Source organism: Rufibacter sediminis, assembly GCF_014269285.1.
Lineage (GTDB): Bacteria > Bacteroidota > Bacteroidia > Cytophagales > Hymenobacteraceae > Nibribacter > Nibribacter sediminis.
In genome coordinates this window covers 92,721-109,763 of record NZ_JACOAF010000020.1, presented here as the reverse complement: position 1 = coordinate 109,763, position 17,043 = coordinate 92,721, and the positions used below count along the sequence as shown (strand labels likewise).

Annotated in this window: 17 protein-coding genes; 5 read left to right on the top strand and 12 right to left on the bottom strand. The window is 50.3% G+C overall.

Annotation, left to right across the window (positions count from 1 at the left end; genetic code table 11):
* A complete protein-coding gene (locus H7U12_RS07210) occupies positions 1 to 2,715 on the bottom strand; it encodes a TonB-dependent receptor plug domain-containing protein (protein ID WP_186635203.1) in 2,715 nt (904 codons plus the stop codon).
* A 194-nt stretch (positions 2,716 to 2,909) separates the two neighbouring features.
* On the opposite strand from H7U12_RS07210, the gene H7U12_RS07205 reads away from it, so the two are divergent.
* Together H7U12_RS07205 and H7U12_RS07200 are read left to right on the top strand one after the other, a co-directional pair.
* Positions 2,910 to 3,227 carry a thioredoxin family protein gene (locus H7U12_RS07205; RefSeq protein ID WP_186635200.1) on the top strand — a complete coding sequence of 106 codons (318 nt, stop codon included), beginning with the start codon at positions 2,910 to 2,912 and terminating at the stop codon, positions 3,225 to 3,227.
* A 7-nt stretch (positions 3,228 to 3,234) separates the two neighbouring features.
* On the top strand, positions 3,235 to 3,477 hold the full coding sequence (locus H7U12_RS07200) for a DUF6952 family protein (RefSeq protein ID WP_123131649.1): 243 nt from the start codon (positions 3,235 to 3,237) through the stop codon (positions 3,475 to 3,477).
* Positions 3,478 to 3,561: 84 nt separating this feature from the next.
* On the opposite strand, the gene H7U12_RS07195 is transcribed toward H7U12_RS07200, so the two are convergent.
* The 5 genes from H7U12_RS07195 to H7U12_RS07175 all read right to left on the bottom strand — a co-directional run bounded on the left by H7U12_RS07195 (position 3,562) and on the right by H7U12_RS07175 (position 8,975).
* Positions 3,562 to 4,170, bottom strand: a complete 609-nt coding sequence (locus H7U12_RS07195; RefSeq protein WP_186635197.1) for a TetR/AcrR family transcriptional regulator — start codon at positions 4,168 to 4,170, stop codon at positions 3,562 to 3,564.
* Positions 4,171 to 4,308: 138 nt separating this feature from the next.
* Complete coding sequence (locus H7U12_RS07190; RefSeq protein WP_186635194.1) at positions 4,309 to 4,917, bottom strand: TetR/AcrR family transcriptional regulator; 609 nt, start codon at positions 4,915 to 4,917, stop codon at positions 4,309 to 4,311.
* 391 nt (positions 4,918 to 5,308) lie between these two features.
* Entirely contained in the window at positions 5,309 to 6,754 is a 1,446-nt protein-coding gene (locus H7U12_RS07185; RefSeq protein ID WP_186635191.1) for a hypothetical protein, read from the bottom strand.
* A 163-nt stretch (positions 6,755 to 6,917) separates the two neighbouring features.
* Entirely contained in the window at positions 6,918 to 8,405 is a 1,488-nt protein-coding gene (gene crtD, locus H7U12_RS07180) for a 1-hydroxycarotenoid 3,4-desaturase CrtD (RefSeq protein ID WP_186635188.1), read from the bottom strand.
* Positions 8,406 to 8,531: 126 nt separating this feature from the next.
* A complete protein-coding gene (locus H7U12_RS07175; RefSeq protein WP_186635185.1) occupies positions 8,532 to 8,975 on the bottom strand; it encodes an SRPBCC family protein in 444 nt (147 codons plus the stop codon).
* Between the two features lie 112 nt (positions 8,976 to 9,087).
* On the opposite strand from H7U12_RS07175, the gene H7U12_RS07170 reads away from it, so the two are divergent.
* The 3 genes from H7U12_RS07170 (at position 9,088) to H7U12_RS07160 (ending at position 11,434) form a co-directional block, all read left to right on the top strand.
* Entirely contained in the window at positions 9,088 to 9,759 is a 672-nt protein-coding gene (locus H7U12_RS07170) for a hypothetical protein (RefSeq protein WP_186635183.1), read from the top strand.
* A gap of 146 nt (positions 9,760 to 9,905) precedes the next feature.
* Positions 9,906 to 10,565 carry a hypothetical protein gene (locus tag H7U12_RS07165; protein WP_186635180.1) on the top strand — a complete coding sequence of 220 codons (660 nt, stop codon included), beginning with the start codon at positions 9,906 to 9,908 and terminating at the stop codon, positions 10,563 to 10,565.
* Between the two features lie 239 nt (positions 10,566 to 10,804).
* Positions 10,805 to 11,434 (top strand): DUF2939 domain-containing protein, encoded by a 630-nt coding sequence (locus H7U12_RS07160; protein WP_186635177.1) that lies wholly within the window; start codon positions 10,805 to 10,807, stop codon positions 11,432 to 11,434.
* Positions 11,435 to 11,538: 104 nt separating this feature from the next.
* Here the strand turns inward: H7U12_RS07160 and H7U12_RS07155 are convergent, their stop codons facing one another.
* The 6 genes from H7U12_RS07155 to H7U12_RS07130 all read right to left on the bottom strand — a co-directional run bounded on the left by H7U12_RS07155 (position 11,539) and on the right by H7U12_RS07130 (position 17,019).
* A complete protein-coding gene (locus H7U12_RS07155) occupies positions 11,539 to 11,781 on the bottom strand; it encodes a PLD nuclease N-terminal domain-containing protein (RefSeq protein ID WP_186635174.1) in 243 nt (80 codons plus the stop codon).
* 71 nt (positions 11,782 to 11,852) lie between these two features.
* Positions 11,853 to 12,617: a type I methionyl aminopeptidase gene (gene map, locus H7U12_RS07150; protein WP_186635171.1), complete on the bottom strand. Its 765-nt coding sequence runs from the start codon at positions 12,615 to 12,617 to the stop codon at positions 11,853 to 11,855.
* Positions 12,618 to 12,781: 164 nt separating this feature from the next.
* Positions 12,782 to 14,299: an ArnT family glycosyltransferase gene (locus H7U12_RS07145; RefSeq protein WP_186635168.1), complete on the bottom strand. Its 1,518-nt coding sequence runs from the start codon at positions 14,297 to 14,299 to the stop codon at positions 12,782 to 12,784.
* A 150-nt stretch (positions 14,300 to 14,449) separates the two neighbouring features.
* A complete protein-coding gene (locus H7U12_RS07140) occupies positions 14,450 to 15,271 on the bottom strand; it encodes an AraC family transcriptional regulator (RefSeq protein WP_186635165.1) in 822 nt (273 codons plus the stop codon).
* 30 nt (positions 15,272 to 15,301) lie between these two features.
* Positions 15,302 to 16,297: an SDR family NAD(P)-dependent oxidoreductase gene (locus tag H7U12_RS07135; protein ID WP_186635162.1), complete on the bottom strand. Its 996-nt coding sequence runs from the start codon at positions 16,295 to 16,297 to the stop codon at positions 15,302 to 15,304.
* A gap of 311 nt (positions 16,298 to 16,608) precedes the next feature.
* Positions 16,609 to 17,019 (bottom strand): hypothetical protein, encoded by a 411-nt coding sequence (locus H7U12_RS07130; RefSeq protein ID WP_186635159.1) that lies wholly within the window; start codon positions 17,017 to 17,019, stop codon positions 16,609 to 16,611.
* Positions 17,020 to 17,043: the final 24 nt, after the last annotated feature.

Below are 17,043 nucleotides of genomic sequence, written 5' to 3'. Positions count from 1 at the left end.
TTACTTCACCTGAAACGTGGCGGTCATGCTGCCCATCTTCCCGGTGGTGGTCATGCCCTCCAGGATAGCCCGGTAGGTGGTTTTCTGGTCGGCGGTGAAGAAGGTGATTTCGGCTTTGCCGGTGGCGTCTGTCTGAACTTTGGGGTTCCAGTACAGGGTGGTGCGTAAATCAGGCATGACCACGTTGCTGGTGTCGGGCTTGTCATAGCGGGGCAGGTAGAACTCGCGGGCTTTCTGGAAGTACAGACCCTGGTAGGTGGCCATGCCCGGCATTTTTCCGGCAGTAGCGGTTTTGTCGCTTTTATCGCCTCCTTTCTTGGAAGTAATGGCAATCACCCCATTTCCGCCCCGGGAGCCGTACACCGCCGAGGAAGCCCCCGGTTTCAGGATCTCCACGGCTTCTACGTCATTGGGGTTCAGCGTTTGGATGAAGGAGGCATCTATCTGGGTACCGTCCAGCAAAAAGAGCGGTGGTCCCCCACCCCGCATGCTCACCTGGCCGTTGCTCACCTGTAAGCCGGCTACCCGTCCCTGTAAAGCTTGTATGATGTCCATGCCACGGGGGAGTTCAGAACCGCGCAACACTCTATCGGCGGTGGAATGCAGGCTGCCGGCGGCGGGTTTGAATTCTTCCTGTTTCTTGCCGCGCACGTTCACCTGCTGGAGCATGATGCCACTTTTGCCGGAGAACTGGTCCAGTTTCAGCTGCTCGCGGTTCCGTTGCAGGTAGGCCCATACTTCATTGGAGTAAGGCGCGGGAACGGGCTCATACGGCACCTGCGGGAAAGCCGGGATCTGCGGTAAGTTGTTGTCCAGTTCCAGCATAGACGTGACTACCCCCTTGGTGGTTTGCACGGTAATGGTGGAAGTATCCGGGAAACTGGCCAGGCTGAACTGGAATTTCCCCCGGTCATCGGTCTGGAGTTTGATGGCGCTCATGGGGTTATTGCCGTTCATGAGCGTAATGTCTGAATAGGCATCGGGCTGGCCCGTAATTTTGGAGACGGTGCCGCTCACGTATAAATCCCGTTCGGCGCGGTACTGCATCTGCGGGAACTTGTCTTGCAGAATATCTTTCCAGACAAACCGACGCCACCCCTGGGTGAGCAGCAGGTTGTCCAGGGCCAGCACCACCTCGGGCGCAGCCGAGCTGAAGTAGTACGAGGGATCTTCCACGTGGCCTTTCAAATCTGAACTGAGCAGCAGGTAAGACACCAGGTTGGCGGCGTGCGGAGCCGGAGTGACGGTTTTCTGGTCGGTGATGGCCAGGGAGAAGTTGCCGGCCACGGGAGCGCCGGTCTCGTCCTTGGCCTGGACCTGCAACGTGACTTTCTCGCGGGGTTTGTAGGCGGGTTTGTCTGGGGTGATGCTCATCTGGACCTGCGGACCGTGGTTCACAAACACCAGCCGTTCGGCCAGGGGCTCACCGGTGTCAGAGAAGACGGTGAACTGCACCAGACCCGAGGGGAATTTGTTTTTGGGCACCTCTACCTGAAAGACCTCGTGGGCGGTGGGGCTGGAGGCGGCGTACAGGACCTCGCCGCGCACCTGGGCCACCAGATGCAAGGCCTTGGGTTTGCCCACGCTGTCTTGCTTGAAGCCCAGGCTGTAGAACTTAACCCGCATGGCCGGACCGGTTTTGTTATCGATGGAGAAAATAAAGCCTTTTTTCTGCGGAACCGGCAACGGGTATTCCTTGGCTACGCTTTTGGGTGCCGTGAGGCGCGCCGTGTATTTCTGGCCGGCCTCCGGAATAAAGCCGATGCGGCCCATCCCGAATTTCAGACTTTTGAAATCAACTACTTTCTGGCCCTGCTGGTTGTAGATGGCACCTTGCACGTCTTTCCCCAGGCCGTTGGCGTCTACCGCTTTAAAACCTACCACGTTCCAGAGGCCGCCCACCAGATTACCCCCTTCGGGGAAGAACTGCAGGTCCAACTGATCTTTGGGCGTGGGAATGGCGATGGTGCGGTTCAGGTTGCCGCCCGGTTGCTCCAGGGTTAGAAAGAGTTTAGGGCTGGAGGTTTCATCATGGGGTAGGAACAGCCGCAGGAAAGATTTGCCCTCCGCGGAGGTCGTGGTCTTTTTAGTGCCGCCCTTTTTATCGAAGTTGGTGGAATAGGAAAAGCTGGTCTGGGCCAGGGGCTTTGCCGCGTAGGTTTGCAGGCGCAGGTTCACCAGAACAGAATCGCCGGAGGGTTGGGGTTTGAAGGTGAAGGCCGTGGAAGTGACTACATCGGTTTTGCGCGGGCTCCAGATGGTGATGTTCTGGTGGAAGAAATAAGCCTCGTCAAAGTTCTGCATCCAGCTGGTGAAGGCGCGCAGGCGGTACGTACCCTCGGGCAGATCATCGGGTAAGGCGAAATCGCCGTGGCCCTTGCCTTTGTCCAGCCGCACCACGCTGGTTTTGTAAAACGTGTTCTCCGGGGTGATCAGTTCTACGTACAGCACTTTGCTCAGATCGCTGGGCTGGTGGTTCTGCGCGTTGACCAGATAGGCCTTGAACCAGATGTCTTCGCCGGCGGCGCAATACGGCTTGTCTAGGTGCAGGTACACTTTCTCCTGCGGGTACTTGTTGTGCAGCGTGGTGAGGTTGGCGACGATCTTGTTGATGACGCCGTTCTGTTGCCAGGCCGGCGGAGCGAAGGCGGCCAGCAGGCCCACCAGCGCCAGCAGTAGAAAGAAGAAGCTTTTAGGGAAACGTAGAAAAGGCATGCAGCGGAAATATGTGAGAACCTGAGAAAGCACAATGATCTGTCCGTAACAGACGCTTTCAGGAGACAACGTAATTTAGCGCAGTCTTTTACATAATAAAAAGGGATAGGCTGTTTTTGGCCTTTATTTCTGAAAATAGATCAAAAACGTTAATTTTGCGCTTGATTCATTTTTTAAATGTACCTACATATATTATGGCCATCATTCAAGCAACCGATACAGATTTCCAGGACGTGCTGAAAAGCAACGAGCGGGTAGTAGTGAAATATTTTGCGGACTGGTGCGGCAACTGCCGGCTGTTCTCGCCTAAGTTCAAGCGCATGGCTGCCAACGAGGAGTTCGCGAACGTGGCGTTTCTGGACGTAAATGCGGAAACCAGCCCCGAAGCCCGCAAACTGGCCGGCGTAACCAATCTGCCTTACTTCGCGGTGTTCAAGAACGGCGAGTTGGTAGAAGGTGCCGCCACCAGCAAAGAAGACTTTGTTCTGGATATGGTTCGTAAACTAGCCTAATACTCCCATGAAAATACCTGCCATCAAGAAACTGGTAGAAACGCAGACCATTGAGAGCCTGCGCGAAGCCGAGGAACAACTCATCAACGAAGAAACCCCCGCCTTTGAGATTGAAGGCGCTGACGAAGGCGAGAAACTGACCCACGTCTTCGGGGCTATCTGGATCCTCAACCACATGGGCGACCACAACACTGATTTCAAAACCGCCCTGCGCGAGTTCACCCAGAAGGTGCGAGTCTCCATCAGCTAATACGCGGGAGCGTTTCCTTACCAAAAGAAAAGCCTGCCACTGGAGAAGTGGCAGGCTTTTCTTTTTATGCGTTTTAGCGGTGTTTTACTTTAAAGAGGCGAAAAACTGCTCGGCTTTCTTCACGCCCTCATCGGTGCAGATGCCCCGGATGTAGTACAGGAAAACGCTTCGGAACACTTCGGCCACGTTGAATCTTTCGGGCGGAAAAGTCACCGGGTTCACAATCATGGACAACTGCTCCAGCATGATCTTGGTGACCAGCTGGATGTTGAGGTCCTGCCGAAGCTCCTTCTGCAGCACGCCGGCGTTCAGGAGATCATACAGCAAGTGCGCCGAGTAGTCATTGGAGTGCCGCCAGTAAAGGTTCCAGGCCGCCGGATACTGCTCCTGAATTTCCTGCAGCAGAGTTGGCTGGGCTTCCTGTATGGTTTTCAGGCCCAACTGCACCACCAGCAGCAGCCGCCGCAACGGACTCGCCTCCTGCTGAAACAAACGTTCATGCTCCTCTTTGCGGCTTTCCAGGTCATACTGCACCACCTGGGTCACCAGATCATTCATGTCGTTGAAAAATTCTCTGAACGTGGCGGAGGAAATATCAACCCGATCAATAATTTTCTGCTCGTCTAAATGAGCCAGTCCTTCTTGTCTGATGAGGTGGAGCAATTCCTGTAAAACAGTTTGCTTAAAAGTCATATAGAAGTTTAGAATTCAGAGTAAAACCGAACAAATGGTGCTACTCAGGTGGTGGAAGAATGCAAAGATATTCTTTTACCTGGGAAGTAGGCGATTCCTGCCTCCCAGGCAAAGGGGCACTTGCCCCCGCATCTTAGGTTAAAGTGAAAAATCAGCGAAAAAGTTCTCCAGCACCTTATTGCCTTTTTCGGTGCAGATGCCTTGCAGATAATACAGGAAGATTCCCCTGAAAACCTCGGCCATGTTGTAGCGGTGGGGCGGAAAGAGGGCCTGGTTCAATAGGATATTGATCTGCTCCAGCAAGACTTTGGTGACTACCTCAATGTTAAGGTCGGGCCGAAAAAGGTGTTGCTGAATGCCTTTGTTCAAGAGGTCATAGAACACGTAGTACGAGTGCATCTGAACGTGCCGCAGGTACAGCGCCCAGATGCGCGGGTACAGGTGCTGGATCTGGAGGAAGAAACTGGGGGTAAACTGCTGTAGCTGGGTCACGTGGTGTTTAATGACCTCCAGCAGCTTCTGGATGGAGTCATCCGCCTGCGTGAGAAGCGTGTTCTGGACTTCTTTCTGCTCGGTCAGGTAAAGCTCTACGGCCTGGCGCAGGAAGTCTTCTTTATCTGAGAAAGACTGGTTGAATTCTTCCCCAGATAAACCGAATTCCTGCATGAGCCGCCGCTCTGTCAGGTCTTTTACCCCATTGGCAGAGAAGGAGCGCATGGCCGTGCGTAAGAGCTCGTCCTTGGTCATAATACTGTTCCTTTGCGCAGGTGCTGGCCTTAAACAAATATAACACTTTCCAGATCATTTCCTAGGATAGAGCGGTAGTAAAAGGCAGCTGGCCAGAGCTTTGGTTTGTATCAGTTCTCATCGGACTAGTTAGTTTTCCATCGCCCGCTAGGGCAAGTTTCTTCTGAAGTCAAAGCCGAGGATAGTGTTGTCTTTTAGGGAGGAAAACAGGAAAGCTGTTGCGTACAGCAGCAGGATTGACAAGCCAGATGCAGGCGCCTTTCCGCTTACTGGTGAGAACACGCACTAAGGGCGATGGTAGACCGCGTTTTCTTTCCGAATCCAGTTCAGGTTTTAAGCTTCTTTTCACCAAAACAGGCCCAAAGCGGGTAAAGTAATAATGGCTCTGTGGTTATTGAGAAAGCGTGGTTACCGCTGTCGGTTTCCGGTACAGGCGCAGGTACACCTGCCCTTTCCTGACCTCATGCACCGTGATCCAGTGGCGCTGCAGCTCGGCCAATTCCTGGTCAGTGAAGCCGTTGAATACGTTGGAGTACAGAATGTAGGTGTGCCGGCGGAGGTCCTTGGCCGGAAAGTGCCGCTGGTCATGCGTTAAATCTGTGGCGGCGGGAGGCGCCAGGTTGGGGAAGTCACTGCCCACCTGCTGCCAGTCTATCTGGTGCTGGTCCAGGTACGTCATCATCTCCTGCCGCAGAGTAAAGTAAGGCAGATGGGCCAGCGTGGCATCCCACCCTTTGGCAATGCGCTCCGGATAGACCCAGAAATGGCCACTCACCAAACTCACGGCGAGTACCACATACAGCGTCCGGCGTAGTTTCAGATTCGGGGTCTGCGCCAACAAGTGCGCCGTCAGAAGCCCCAGCAGCACATACACCACCAGCCAGTAACGGTGCCCAATGGGGTTGGTGAACCACACCAGCACTCCGCTTAAAGTCACCAGCGGCACCAGCAGCAGAATCAGGAGTTTTGGGGCCTCTTTCGGGAAACGGGCCTTGAAACGCCACAGCAAAATGCCGGCCGTTACCCACAGCGCTATACGGCCAAAATCAAGCAGCCGCCAGGCAAGGAAAACGAGGTTAAGGCCGAAACCCTTCAGGGAGACAAGCGCCGAATAGGAACTCCAGGCAGAGGAAGGAGCATACCCTATCCACCCGAAATGCCGGTAATGCAGCCCCAGCCAGGTGATCAGCAGCAGTCCGGCGGGCACGTACGGGCGCATCAGCCTAAGTACTTCTGAAAGTCTGAGGTTCCTGTTTTCGTGCCAATGCAACAGCAGCTGCGTGAGGAAAACCGCTACCAACAGAATCTGGCTTCTAGGCGAGAGAAGCGCCATGAATACCAGCGCCAGACCTAAGAGCCCGTGGCGGCGTTGCAGCAGCGCATTCAGGCAAACCAGGTACAGGAAGAGCAGCACCACGTCTGGGGCCACCTGCGCGCTCTGGGCCAGCAGCGTGGGGTCCAGGAAGATGAGCAGCAGGCTCAGGAAAAGCCAACTCGGGGGTAAGAATCTCCTCACCAACAAGTACAACTGCCAGACGATGCCCACCAGAAAAGGCAACATCAGAAAATGGCTCACCGGCACCGATTTCCCGAACAGATGCCAGCCCGCGGCCACGTACATGCCAAACAGCGGCGGATACCCGGCTATCTCCTCGGGCACGAACAAGGTGGAGAAACGCGTCTGATAATACCATTGCCCGTACCGGGAGGCCAGCAGAATGCTATCCCAGAAGAAGCCGTTGTCCTGCACATACCACGTGAGCGCCACCGCCAGCGCCACAAACGGCAGCACTACCGGTAAGGCTTGTCTGAAGGAAGATTCACGGGGTGGTATCAAAGGAAATAAGCGAGCAGTTAGCAACGGATGATAAGAGGCAGAGCCCTGCAAAGAACAGCAATTGCCCCAGAAAAACCATCTGTCCTCAGAGGTTATCTTCCGGTAGGGAAAACCCGTTTAGGGGCCGTTTTCAGAGAAGAAGCCCAAAACTAAAACGTCCGGATCAGGTCTGCGCGGGAGCGGCAACCGGCGGAACCAGATCAGCGGCGATTTTCGCGGAAAGCAGGCACAACGGAATGCCGCCCCCCGGGTGCACACTGCCGCCCACAAAGTACAGGCCCTTCAGTTTGCTGGTGAAGTTGGGGTGCCGCAGGAACGCCGCCATCCGGTTGTTGGAGGAACTGCCGTACAAAGCGCCCGCAAACGAAGACGTATCAGCCTCGATGCCCCTCGGGTCCCAGATTTTCTCTACCGTGATGAGCGAGGCGATGTCCGTTCCCAGGGAGTGGCTTACTTTCCGGAGCACGCTCTGGCGCGTCTGCCGGATGAGCTCGTCCCAGTTCTGGCCGGCGTTGTGCGGCACGTTCACCATCACAAACCAGTTCTCGTGGCCCGTGGGAGCATCCTGAGGGGTTAATTTAGAGGTGATGTTCACGTAGACCGTGGGGTCCTCGGCCACCGATCCTTTCTGGAAGATGTGCTCAAATTCCTGCTGGTAGTTCTGGCTGAAGAAGATGTTGTGCAGGTCCAGCTCCGGAAACGTGCGGGAGATGCCCCAGTAATAAATGAGCGCCGAGCTGCTGCGGGGTTGTTGCAGGGTTCGCTCCGGGGCGGGCTGGTTGGGGAGCAGTTTGCGGTAGGTGGGCACCACGTCCATGTTGCTGACCACCACCTCGGCGGAGTACGTTCCCTGGCCCGTGCGCACACCCGTGGCGCGGGTGCCCAGGACCATGATTTCCTGCACGGTTTCATTGTACCGGAATTCCACGCCCAGCTCCTCTGCCAGTTTGACCAGGCTCTCCGCGATGGCGTAAATGCCTCCCTCCGGGTAAAAGGCCCCGATGTTGAACTCCAGGTGCGGAATCAGGTTGAGCGTGCCGGGTGCCTGGTACGGGTCAGAACCGTTGTAGGTCGCGTAACGGTCCAGCAGCTGAATGAGCCGCGGGTCTGAGAAGGCTTTGGCGTTGGCGGCGTGCATGGTGGTAGTCAAGCCCAGTTCGGGCAGGGCGGGCAGGGTTTTCAGGACATCGGGGCTGAGGTAGGTGTCCAGCTTGTGCAGCGATTTGTGCAGGAACGTGTTAGCGGTGGCGTGGTACAGCCGGGCTACTTTCTGCAGGTGCCGGTGCAGCTGGTCCGCCGGAATACCCAGCTTCGCTTCTACTTCGCGGGCAAACGCATCGGCGGAGGCGTGGGCGGTGAGGCGGGTGCCATCGGGCCAGAAATACTGCGTGACAATGGGCAGCCGCTGGTACCGGAAATAGGCCTGGGGCGCGCGGCCCGCCAGCGTAAAAAGGTCATCCACCAACTGCGGCAGCGTGAACAATGAGGGGCCCGCATCAAAACGGTAGCCGCCGGGCAAGGTGAACTGGGTCATTTTCCCCCCGAAGGAGGCGTTGGCCTCCAGTACCGTCACCGCATACCCTTTCACCGCCAACCGAATGGCCGCCGCAATGCCGCCTATCCCAGAACCAATGACTACTGCTTTTGCCATGTTGCCAATCTACGCAGTTTCCCGCTTTTTCCTGTTCTTAACATGTTCCACGTGTAAAAGTTTGGGCGCGGCCCTGCCCGATGTCTCCTGTTTTAAGCCTTCTTTCCGGAAAACAGGCCCTAAACGCTAGTTCACTTTCCCGAAGATGCGGCGGTACACGGGGCCTCGGGCCGCAAACTGCGCATACAGCACCGGGTACAGCAGCAGGTCCAGCACGCGGGAGCCGGTGCGGTACTCTATCAGTTCATGGATGACGCTGTGCGGGCCTTCCTGGGTGATGAGGTGCCGGTGCCGCCAGTATTTCAAGGGTGCGGGCAGCTCCTGCCCTTCGTCTACAAACCAGGCTTCGCGCTCCGTTACCTCCCGTTCGGTGATGAGGCTGGTCCACCGGCGCTTGATGGGGCCGGCCTGCAGCTCCACCTCTACCCTATCCCCGGGGAAACTTCCATCGAACCGTAAAATTTTTAGCGTGGGGAATGGGGGTGAAAGGGCCTTGAACAGGTCTACTGTAAAACCTTCTAAAACGGCCCGGAAATGCTGGGCCACGGGAGTCTGGAGATGAAGTTTCATGCCGGCCAACTAGGTGCAATGAGGTAACCTGTTCCCCCGCCGAATGTTCCCGAAACCGGGCTGCGCCGAAGAGAAGAAAAGTAAAAGTAGGAATCCATACGAGAAAAGGACGATGAGAAGTGCACTTTGGGGAATCGCGGCTTTGGTAGTGTTGGGGTTAAGCAGCTGTAACCACTCCCGGAATATCTATACCAGCCCGGCGTTTCAGGCAGCCGCCCAGCACCACAAGACCATTGCTATCTTACCTTTTGACGTGCAGGTGGGCCTCCGGCCGAATCAGATGCGGCGGTTAACTCCAGAGCAGCTTTACGCCCTGGAGTTGCAGCACGGGAAAGCGGTGCAGAGTGCCTTTCAGATCCATTTCCTGAACAAGATCAACCGGAACAGGGAGAAGATTGCCGTGCAGGACGTGAACCTGACCAATTCCATTCTGAAAGAGCATGATCTCCAGCCGGAGGAACTGCAAGCCATTCCGGCCGCAGAGCTGGCCCAACTGCTGGGGGTGGACGCCGTGCTGGTGGGCTCCCTCACCACTGAGAAACCCGTCTCTACGGCGGTAGCGGCGGCCATAGCGGTGTACACGTTGCTGTACACGCCTTACATAGGCGGTAGCGGCCCCACCAACACCGGCAACACCATGATGCGCATCTATGACGGAGCCTCCGGTGACTTGTTGTGGAGTTATGATAAAATGCTTTCCAGGGGCATCGGCAGCGATACGCACCACATCATCAAAGCCATCACCCGGAAAGCCACCCGGCAACTGCCTTATGCCAAAAGGTAACCGTTGCTTTGAGGAGGTTTTGAGGAGGTTACCTTGATAGCAGTATGTTTTTAATCGATTTAATTATATATATTACAGTAGCTATATAGGCGCTGCCCTGCGCTTTAACTTTCAACCCTTCATTTCACCATAAACTTATAATCCGTATGAAATCTACAGCCGTAGTACTTGTGTTGTTGGCTCTGTTCCTGAGCGTGGGCGTGTCAGCGCAGACAAAAGAAATTTACACCAACCCGGCCTTCGCCAGCCTGGCCAAGCAGCACAAGACCATTGCCATTCTTCCGTTTGATGCCCGCGTGGGCCTGCGCCCGAACCAGATGAAAAACATGACCCCGGAGCGCATCAAGGAGATGGAGCAGAACGAGGGACTGGCCGTGCAGAGCGCCCTGCAAACGTACTTCCTGAAAGTAAGCGCCAAAGATGACTATACCGTTTCTTTCCAAGATGCCGCTACCACCAACGCCCTGCTGCTGAAAAACAACATCACCCCAGAAAACATCAAAAGCTTCACCCCGGCCGAGATCTCTAAAGTGCTAGGCGTGGACGGCATCATCACCGGCACGTTCTCCACCGACAAACCCATGTCTGACGGCGCGTCTCTGGCCCTGGGCTTAGTAGTGGGCGTTTACGGCGCTACCAACTCCGGCAAGACCGCCATCAACATCTATGACGGCACCTCCGGTGAACTGCTCTGGAAATATGAGAAAAGCCTTTCCAGAGGCTTGGGCAGCGACACCAACACCATCATCACCACCATCATGCGCAAGGCGTCTAAAAAATTCCCTTATTCTAAGATCAAAGCCTAAGTCGGTTTTTCGGAAAGCCGCAGGCAATCGGGCACTGGTACTTGTTGCCGGTGCCCGTTTGGTTTTATGGCCGTTTTCTAAAAAAGACCCTCAAAACAGGGGCTGGCCCAGGCCCGGGTAAAAGCGTTTTGCAGGATGTGCGGCAAGTGAAATCTTTTTAGTAATATTACTAGCCTTCTTCTGCAAGAAAGAAGGCGTTTGTACGCAATCAATTCAAGCTTTTATCCAAGCCTTCTTACATGAAAAAAGTACTTCTCCTTTTAGTGGTTGTGGCCCTGTGTGCCGGTGGCTATTGGTTCTATAACCGAGCGAAAACGGGTCCTGAGGCCTCGTTGGTGGAGATCAGGTCTGCCCTGGAAACCAAAGACATGACCAAGCTGCAGAAGTATGTAGACTTCAAGCGCACCTCTAACAGCCTGGTGGAGCAAAGCCAGAACATGGCGGTAGAGTTGCTGCCCCAGGAACTGCAGGGTGCCGCTAACCTGCTGCGGAGAGGCCTGAAAGCGAAGAAACAGCTAACCTCGGCTGTGCGCAGCCAACTGATCCAGAGTGTGGAAACGGTGTCTGGCCAGAAAGTGCCCGAGGTAGCCGATGTGGTGAAACTGCTGCCCGTTGGCAAACTGATCAACACAAAGCTTTTACCGAAACTGGAGTTTGAAGGAGTAGACCACGTCAACCGCCAGGACTCTATTTCCCTGGTAGGCCTGAAGGTGCGTCCCGTGAACAGCGACGAGTCCATGATTGTGGAACTGCGCATGCTCCAGAAAGAGGATTACTGGCAGGTGGTAGGCGTAGAGAACTTCAAAGAGGTACTGCCCCGGTTGATTTCCATCGGGAAGAAGAATAAAGATCAGGGCACCGCGGAATAAGGTTTACGGCCTGTTTTCTGAAAACATGCTCAAAACAGAAAGGGGCGCCAGCAAATGGCGCCCCTTTCTGTTTTGCGGGAAATAGTACAAGTAACCTTCTCTTGCTAGGCGCTAACTGGTTTTATTTTCTGTTTCCGGCCGATGAGCAGGTAGAGAACAGCCCCTAATACCGGTACAAAGACAATCGCAATGAGCCAGATCAGTTTCTCCAGGCTGTTCGCAAATTTACTCGTGAGCAAATCAACGAGCGACCAAATCCATAAAATACCAGGAATGCCCACCATGAGCAGCAAAAGCAGTAACTCAGGAATACCAATATTCGCGATAAATAAGAAGCTGTTTTCCATGTTGTTAGAGTATATGAATTTAGGATAGAAATATAAAGTATAGGATGGTTAGTTTGCAGTTTAGGTTTGCATTACGCCCAAACTTCATTCATCTCGGTTAGGATAATAGGTGCTCCGTCGGTCACTACAATGGTGTGCTCGTGCTGGGTCACAAAACCGCCTTTGTTTCCTACCAGTGTCCAGCCGTCTTTCAGGGTATTCGCAATAGTGGAGTTTGTTGAAATGAAGGTTTCAATGGCCACCACGGAGTTTTTCTTGAATCTATTCAAGTTGTACCGGTCATAGTAGTTGGCTATCTCACTGGGTTCTTCGTGTAATTTTCGGCCAATTCCGTGGCCCGTTAGGTTCTTGATGACGGTATACCCAGACTTTTTGGCTTCATTCTCAATCAAGCGGCCTATTTCGGCAATCCGAACTCCTCCCTTGATGTTTTTGATGGCTTTTTGTAAAATCCTCTTGGAAGCGTCTACCAGCGGCTGGTGGTTGTGTACATCTTGGCCTAACACGAAGGAACCGCCATTGTCTGCCCAATAGCCGTCCAGTTCCGCCGAAACATCGATGTTAATCAAATCACCTTCCTGCAGTACTTTTTCGTCTGAGGGGATGCCGTGAGCGATCTCCTTATTCAAGCTGATGCACGTCCAACCCGGAAACCCATACGCGAGCGCCGGCGCTGATTTTGCCCCGTATTGCTTCAGTAACTCTCCTCCAAAGGAATCCAGCTCTTTGGTGGTCATGCCTGGTTGAGCGTAGTTGCGCATTCCTTTCAAGGTCAAGGCGACAATCTTGCTTATATTCTGCATCCCGATAAGCTCGGCTTCTGATGTGATTGACATAGGGAAGTTGTTTAGTGGATGGGAATGTCTCTATTCCTGTAAATTGGGGTTATGACTTAGTAATGTGCTCAATACTTACTATATAAGTTCGGTTACTTAAGGCTGCTGCACCTTAAGTAAATGTTTAATAAAAGCACTTTGGCCAACACATTGCCAAATCAATGTTAGTTCTTGCTTTCGGAAATTTCATCTTTAATTCTCTTGTTGAGGTCAATCTTTGAACCAATAAACGCGAATATTGAAGTGCCAAATTCTCGTGAATATTTGTTTGTTATAGAATCAGAAATCAATGAAGTTTCAAAAAAAGGTGATGTTTCTTTAAGTTCAGCCTCAACTTCATGTGATTGTTTTATTCTGATTAAGTTTACATAGTTTTTATTTAGGTCAAACCAATCTATATAGTCAGCATTGAAGGAAACGGCTTTTATTTTTTGCTTAGTATAATAATTTATAGCTCCTGCTTGTCCATAATTATCACACAGGATAAGTGTTTTTTCTTTGTTCGGTAATTTAGAAAATACGCTATCCACTTTGTGAGCCAATTCTCTCCAACCTAACATATCAGCATAGTCTTGCGGTAGTTCATGGTCTTTGCCATCTTCCCAACGGAGTAAGCCTAGTTTTTGGTAAGTATGGTTACGGGTTATTATATGTTCAGGACTTTTGTTTGGAAAAAATATAGTATAAATAGGAATGAAAAATAGAATTGGAATTGAAATAGCTACTGGCTGTAAATATTTTTTCCTGCCTTGATTTATTTTGTCTGCAATAAATACTGAACCAAAAGAAATATAAATTGGATAAAGTCCTATGGCATAATAATCTTTTGCTTTGAAATAAGCAAAAACCATTAGGGTAAACATCATTGCCCAAAAAAAAGCTGAATACTTTTTATATGGTTTATAAATAATGAGCGCATATAAAGCTGAGACAATAACGAATAAAGAGCCTGAAAAGAAAAATAGTTGTGATTTAAAAAAATCTACACGGTTTACATTCACTAGCTGTGTATTTGATAATTCATTCAAATGATGGATAACCGGAAAATTATTTTTTAACTGCCAATTTAGATTAGGTGAAATAATAAGCAGTCCAAGCAAAATTGAAAGATAGAAATGTTTGTTTGTAAATATCTTGCGTTGTTCAGTTAATAAAATAGAAGGTAAAAGACCTATTGCAAGAAAAGCTATGTTGTATTTATTTAAAAATCCAATAGCAAAAACAAAAGCACCAATGTAAAGCCATTTGATGCTTTCAGTTTTGAAATACTTGATCACGACAAAATAGAAGGCCGTCCAACTTAATACGTCAAAAGAGTTTGGCTGATATAAGATATTTAATCTTAAAACTGCAGAGAATAGAATACAGGTAGCACCTAGGATCAAAGCAAACAGATTTCCGTTCAACTCCTCAATTGCTTTCCATACTATTAAAATTGTCAGAGCCCCAAAGAGTGCCGGGAAAAATTTTACCCAAAAAACAGAGTTGCCAAGTAAATAGATTAAATAGGAAACCCATGACGTGAATGGCGGAACAGATTGAAAACCCCAAGCCAAGTGTTGTCCTTGGTCAAGGTGTAAATATTCGTCTCTCTGTAAGTCGTAGTCTGAGCTTATTAAAACGTATTGCAATAAGAATTTCAGTAAAATAAATCCAATAAGAATTAAAGTTTTCTTTGTCATACGATGAAGTCTGCTAAAACTACCGCGAACATGGGCTTTGTAATGGTGAAGGGTTCTGTATTCAGTGAGCCGAGCTTTTGCACCCAAGTTAAATAAGATTTCTAACGTTAAGCACTTGTTCTTGAAGCCTGCCATTCCGCAAAGCCTAGATTAGCGGCTGGTAGTTCGGTTGGCAAGTTCTGTTGGAGTCAGTCCGAATTGCTTTTTAAATGCGTAGGAGAAATGCGATAAGTTTTCGAAGCCAGTTTCTAAGTACACTTCCGTAGGCTTCTTCTTTTTCTCGGCAAGTTGATAATGGGCCAGTTCCAGGCGTTTCTGCGTGAGCCAGCGTTGTGGGGTGGTGTTGTATATTCCCTGGAAATCGCGTTTGAAAGTAGTCAGACTGCGACCTGTCAGGTAGCCAAACTTCTCCAATGGCATGTTGAACATAAAGTTCTTTTCCATAAAGCTGGCTAGTTCAATTTTATGCGGTTCTTCAAAGTTGGCTAAAAGGGTATCAATGTCTTTGTCAATGGTTCTAAGGATGGAAATTGCTTCCGTAATTTTTAGTGAGGCGATATCCTCAGGGAATTTTTCCTGCAGGTCAAAATACGGAATTAACGAAGCAAGACAACTTTCTAACAACGGGTGCTTGTCAAAACTTCGGATTCTCTGCGTTGCAGAAACTTTGGGCTTTATGTTTAAATGCGCGTAAAACCCGCGGAGTCTGTCTATGGACAAGTGCATGACAACCGATTTATGCGGAAGCCCATCTTTGGGATAATTGATAATGGTTGCTAACTGATTTCTTGGAATGAGGAAAATGTCGCCGGCTTTAAATAAATAGTTCTGGTCGGCTTGAATGATCTTTGTCTCGCCCGAAATAAACCACACAAGCATATGGTGATCAAACACAACTTCGGTCTTAAATAACCTGTCTTCGTAGCAAGACAGCTTGATATCTTCGGTGATGTATTTTAATTGGAACTCCATATTGCCCGTGTGGTTACCTATTTACAAAGCTCAATCAAGTGGAAATGGTATGCCTGTCAATTTCTCACTTAACTCCCACAGGCGTTTTGCGTTGGTTTCGTCTAACGAGTAAGGTTTCACACCTACTGAAAATTCTTGCCCAAGATGCAATTCTGAGATATCATTGTCTTCGCAATACACCCCGCCAATGTGGTCTAGTTGCGGACTGGTCGCACACCAGATTGTGGTAGATGCACCTTGTGGAACGGTTTTGAGCGATGCGACAATTTCAGGCAACATATTTCCTTCTTCATCACAATAGCCCATTTGTATAAATAACTCTAAGGGTGCTTCTCTCCCTAATTCTGTTCCTCCAATAGAGCCTGGGTGTACGGAATAAGCCCTTACCCCAAATTCTTTTGCCCGGCTGTCTAATTCAAGCGAAAACAAATTAACCGCTGTTTTTGACTGTCCGTACCCTTGCAAGGTTTCATATTCGCGATGTTCGAAATTGGGGTCTTCAAAATTGAAGGGGGCAAATTGATGACCTTGTGAAGAGACATTTACCATTCTTGCTCCGCTGGCTTTCTTTAATGCGGGCCACAGTTTGCTGGTGAGGTGAAATTGAGCCAAATAATTAACCGCTAATTGTGATTCAATTCCCCGGCCGTCTCTGCGCAGCGGGACCCACATAATCCCTGCATTGTTGATGAGCACGTGCAAAGGTCTTTCTGAAGCCAGAAACTTTCCTGCAAATGTGTCAATCGAAGCTGGGTCCATCAAGTCCATTTCTTCTATTTCTACATTGCCAATCCCCTGTAGATTTTTCTTTGCCTTATCCATGTCCCTTGCCGGAACAATAACTTTTGCACCTGCGTTGGAAAGCGTTTTTACCGTCTCCAACCCAATTCCGGTGTTACCCCCTGTAACAAGGGCAATTTTCCCGCTGAGGTCAATTCCTTTGATTACTTCTGTTGACGTTGATTTTGCGTTGAAGCCCGAACCCAGTGGCTTCTGTAATGCTCCGTTGTAATTTGATTGTCCCATGTTTTAGTTATTTGGTTGGGACAAAAGTAGAGTGCTTTCTGTCTAGCGATTTTGTTTAAACGTCCGAATTCACTTTGTTCAAACGTCCACTTGTTGAGGAGGGGACGTGGGGCGTTATACTTGCTGCTAACTGCCTGATGTAAACGGCGGCAAGACCCTTAATCTAAGCTGGCGTTCAGCTGTTGTTGTATGGCGGTGTTCTTCTGCGGTTGACTCTAGAGTTCAAATTTTGTTTTAGGCTAGTTTTCAGGAATTCAGTTCAAAGATGTTTGTCTATTCAGTTTTAGGACTAGTATCGCCAAATGCGACTCTTATTCATTGATAGGATATGTAGGTAGCCGCTTTGCTATTCTAACAATATAGAATATTGATATGCTTACGGGCCAGACTAAAACAAACAACTCACCTGGCTCTTTCATTGATGCTAACCAATTCAAAGCTTTTTGTCCACTGAAGCCTATAGAAACTAAAAACGAAGCCACCCCCATGGCTAAGAAAATAAGAACCATCTTGCGCCTTTCACCCGTATTTTCTATTAATAGCATCAAAAGCCCAAAGTAACCGAATAATCCAAGTAAGCTTTGGGTTAGCAGTACAGAACCCTGTAAGTTTAGGGGAAAAGATTCTACAAGACTAAACACAATAAATAAAGAAATTATAAACAGATAAGTAGAAGGCACTAAAGCAGAAACAACCGTTCCGTAATAAAATAATTTAGACATTATTTTACTTTTTCGATTTATCTA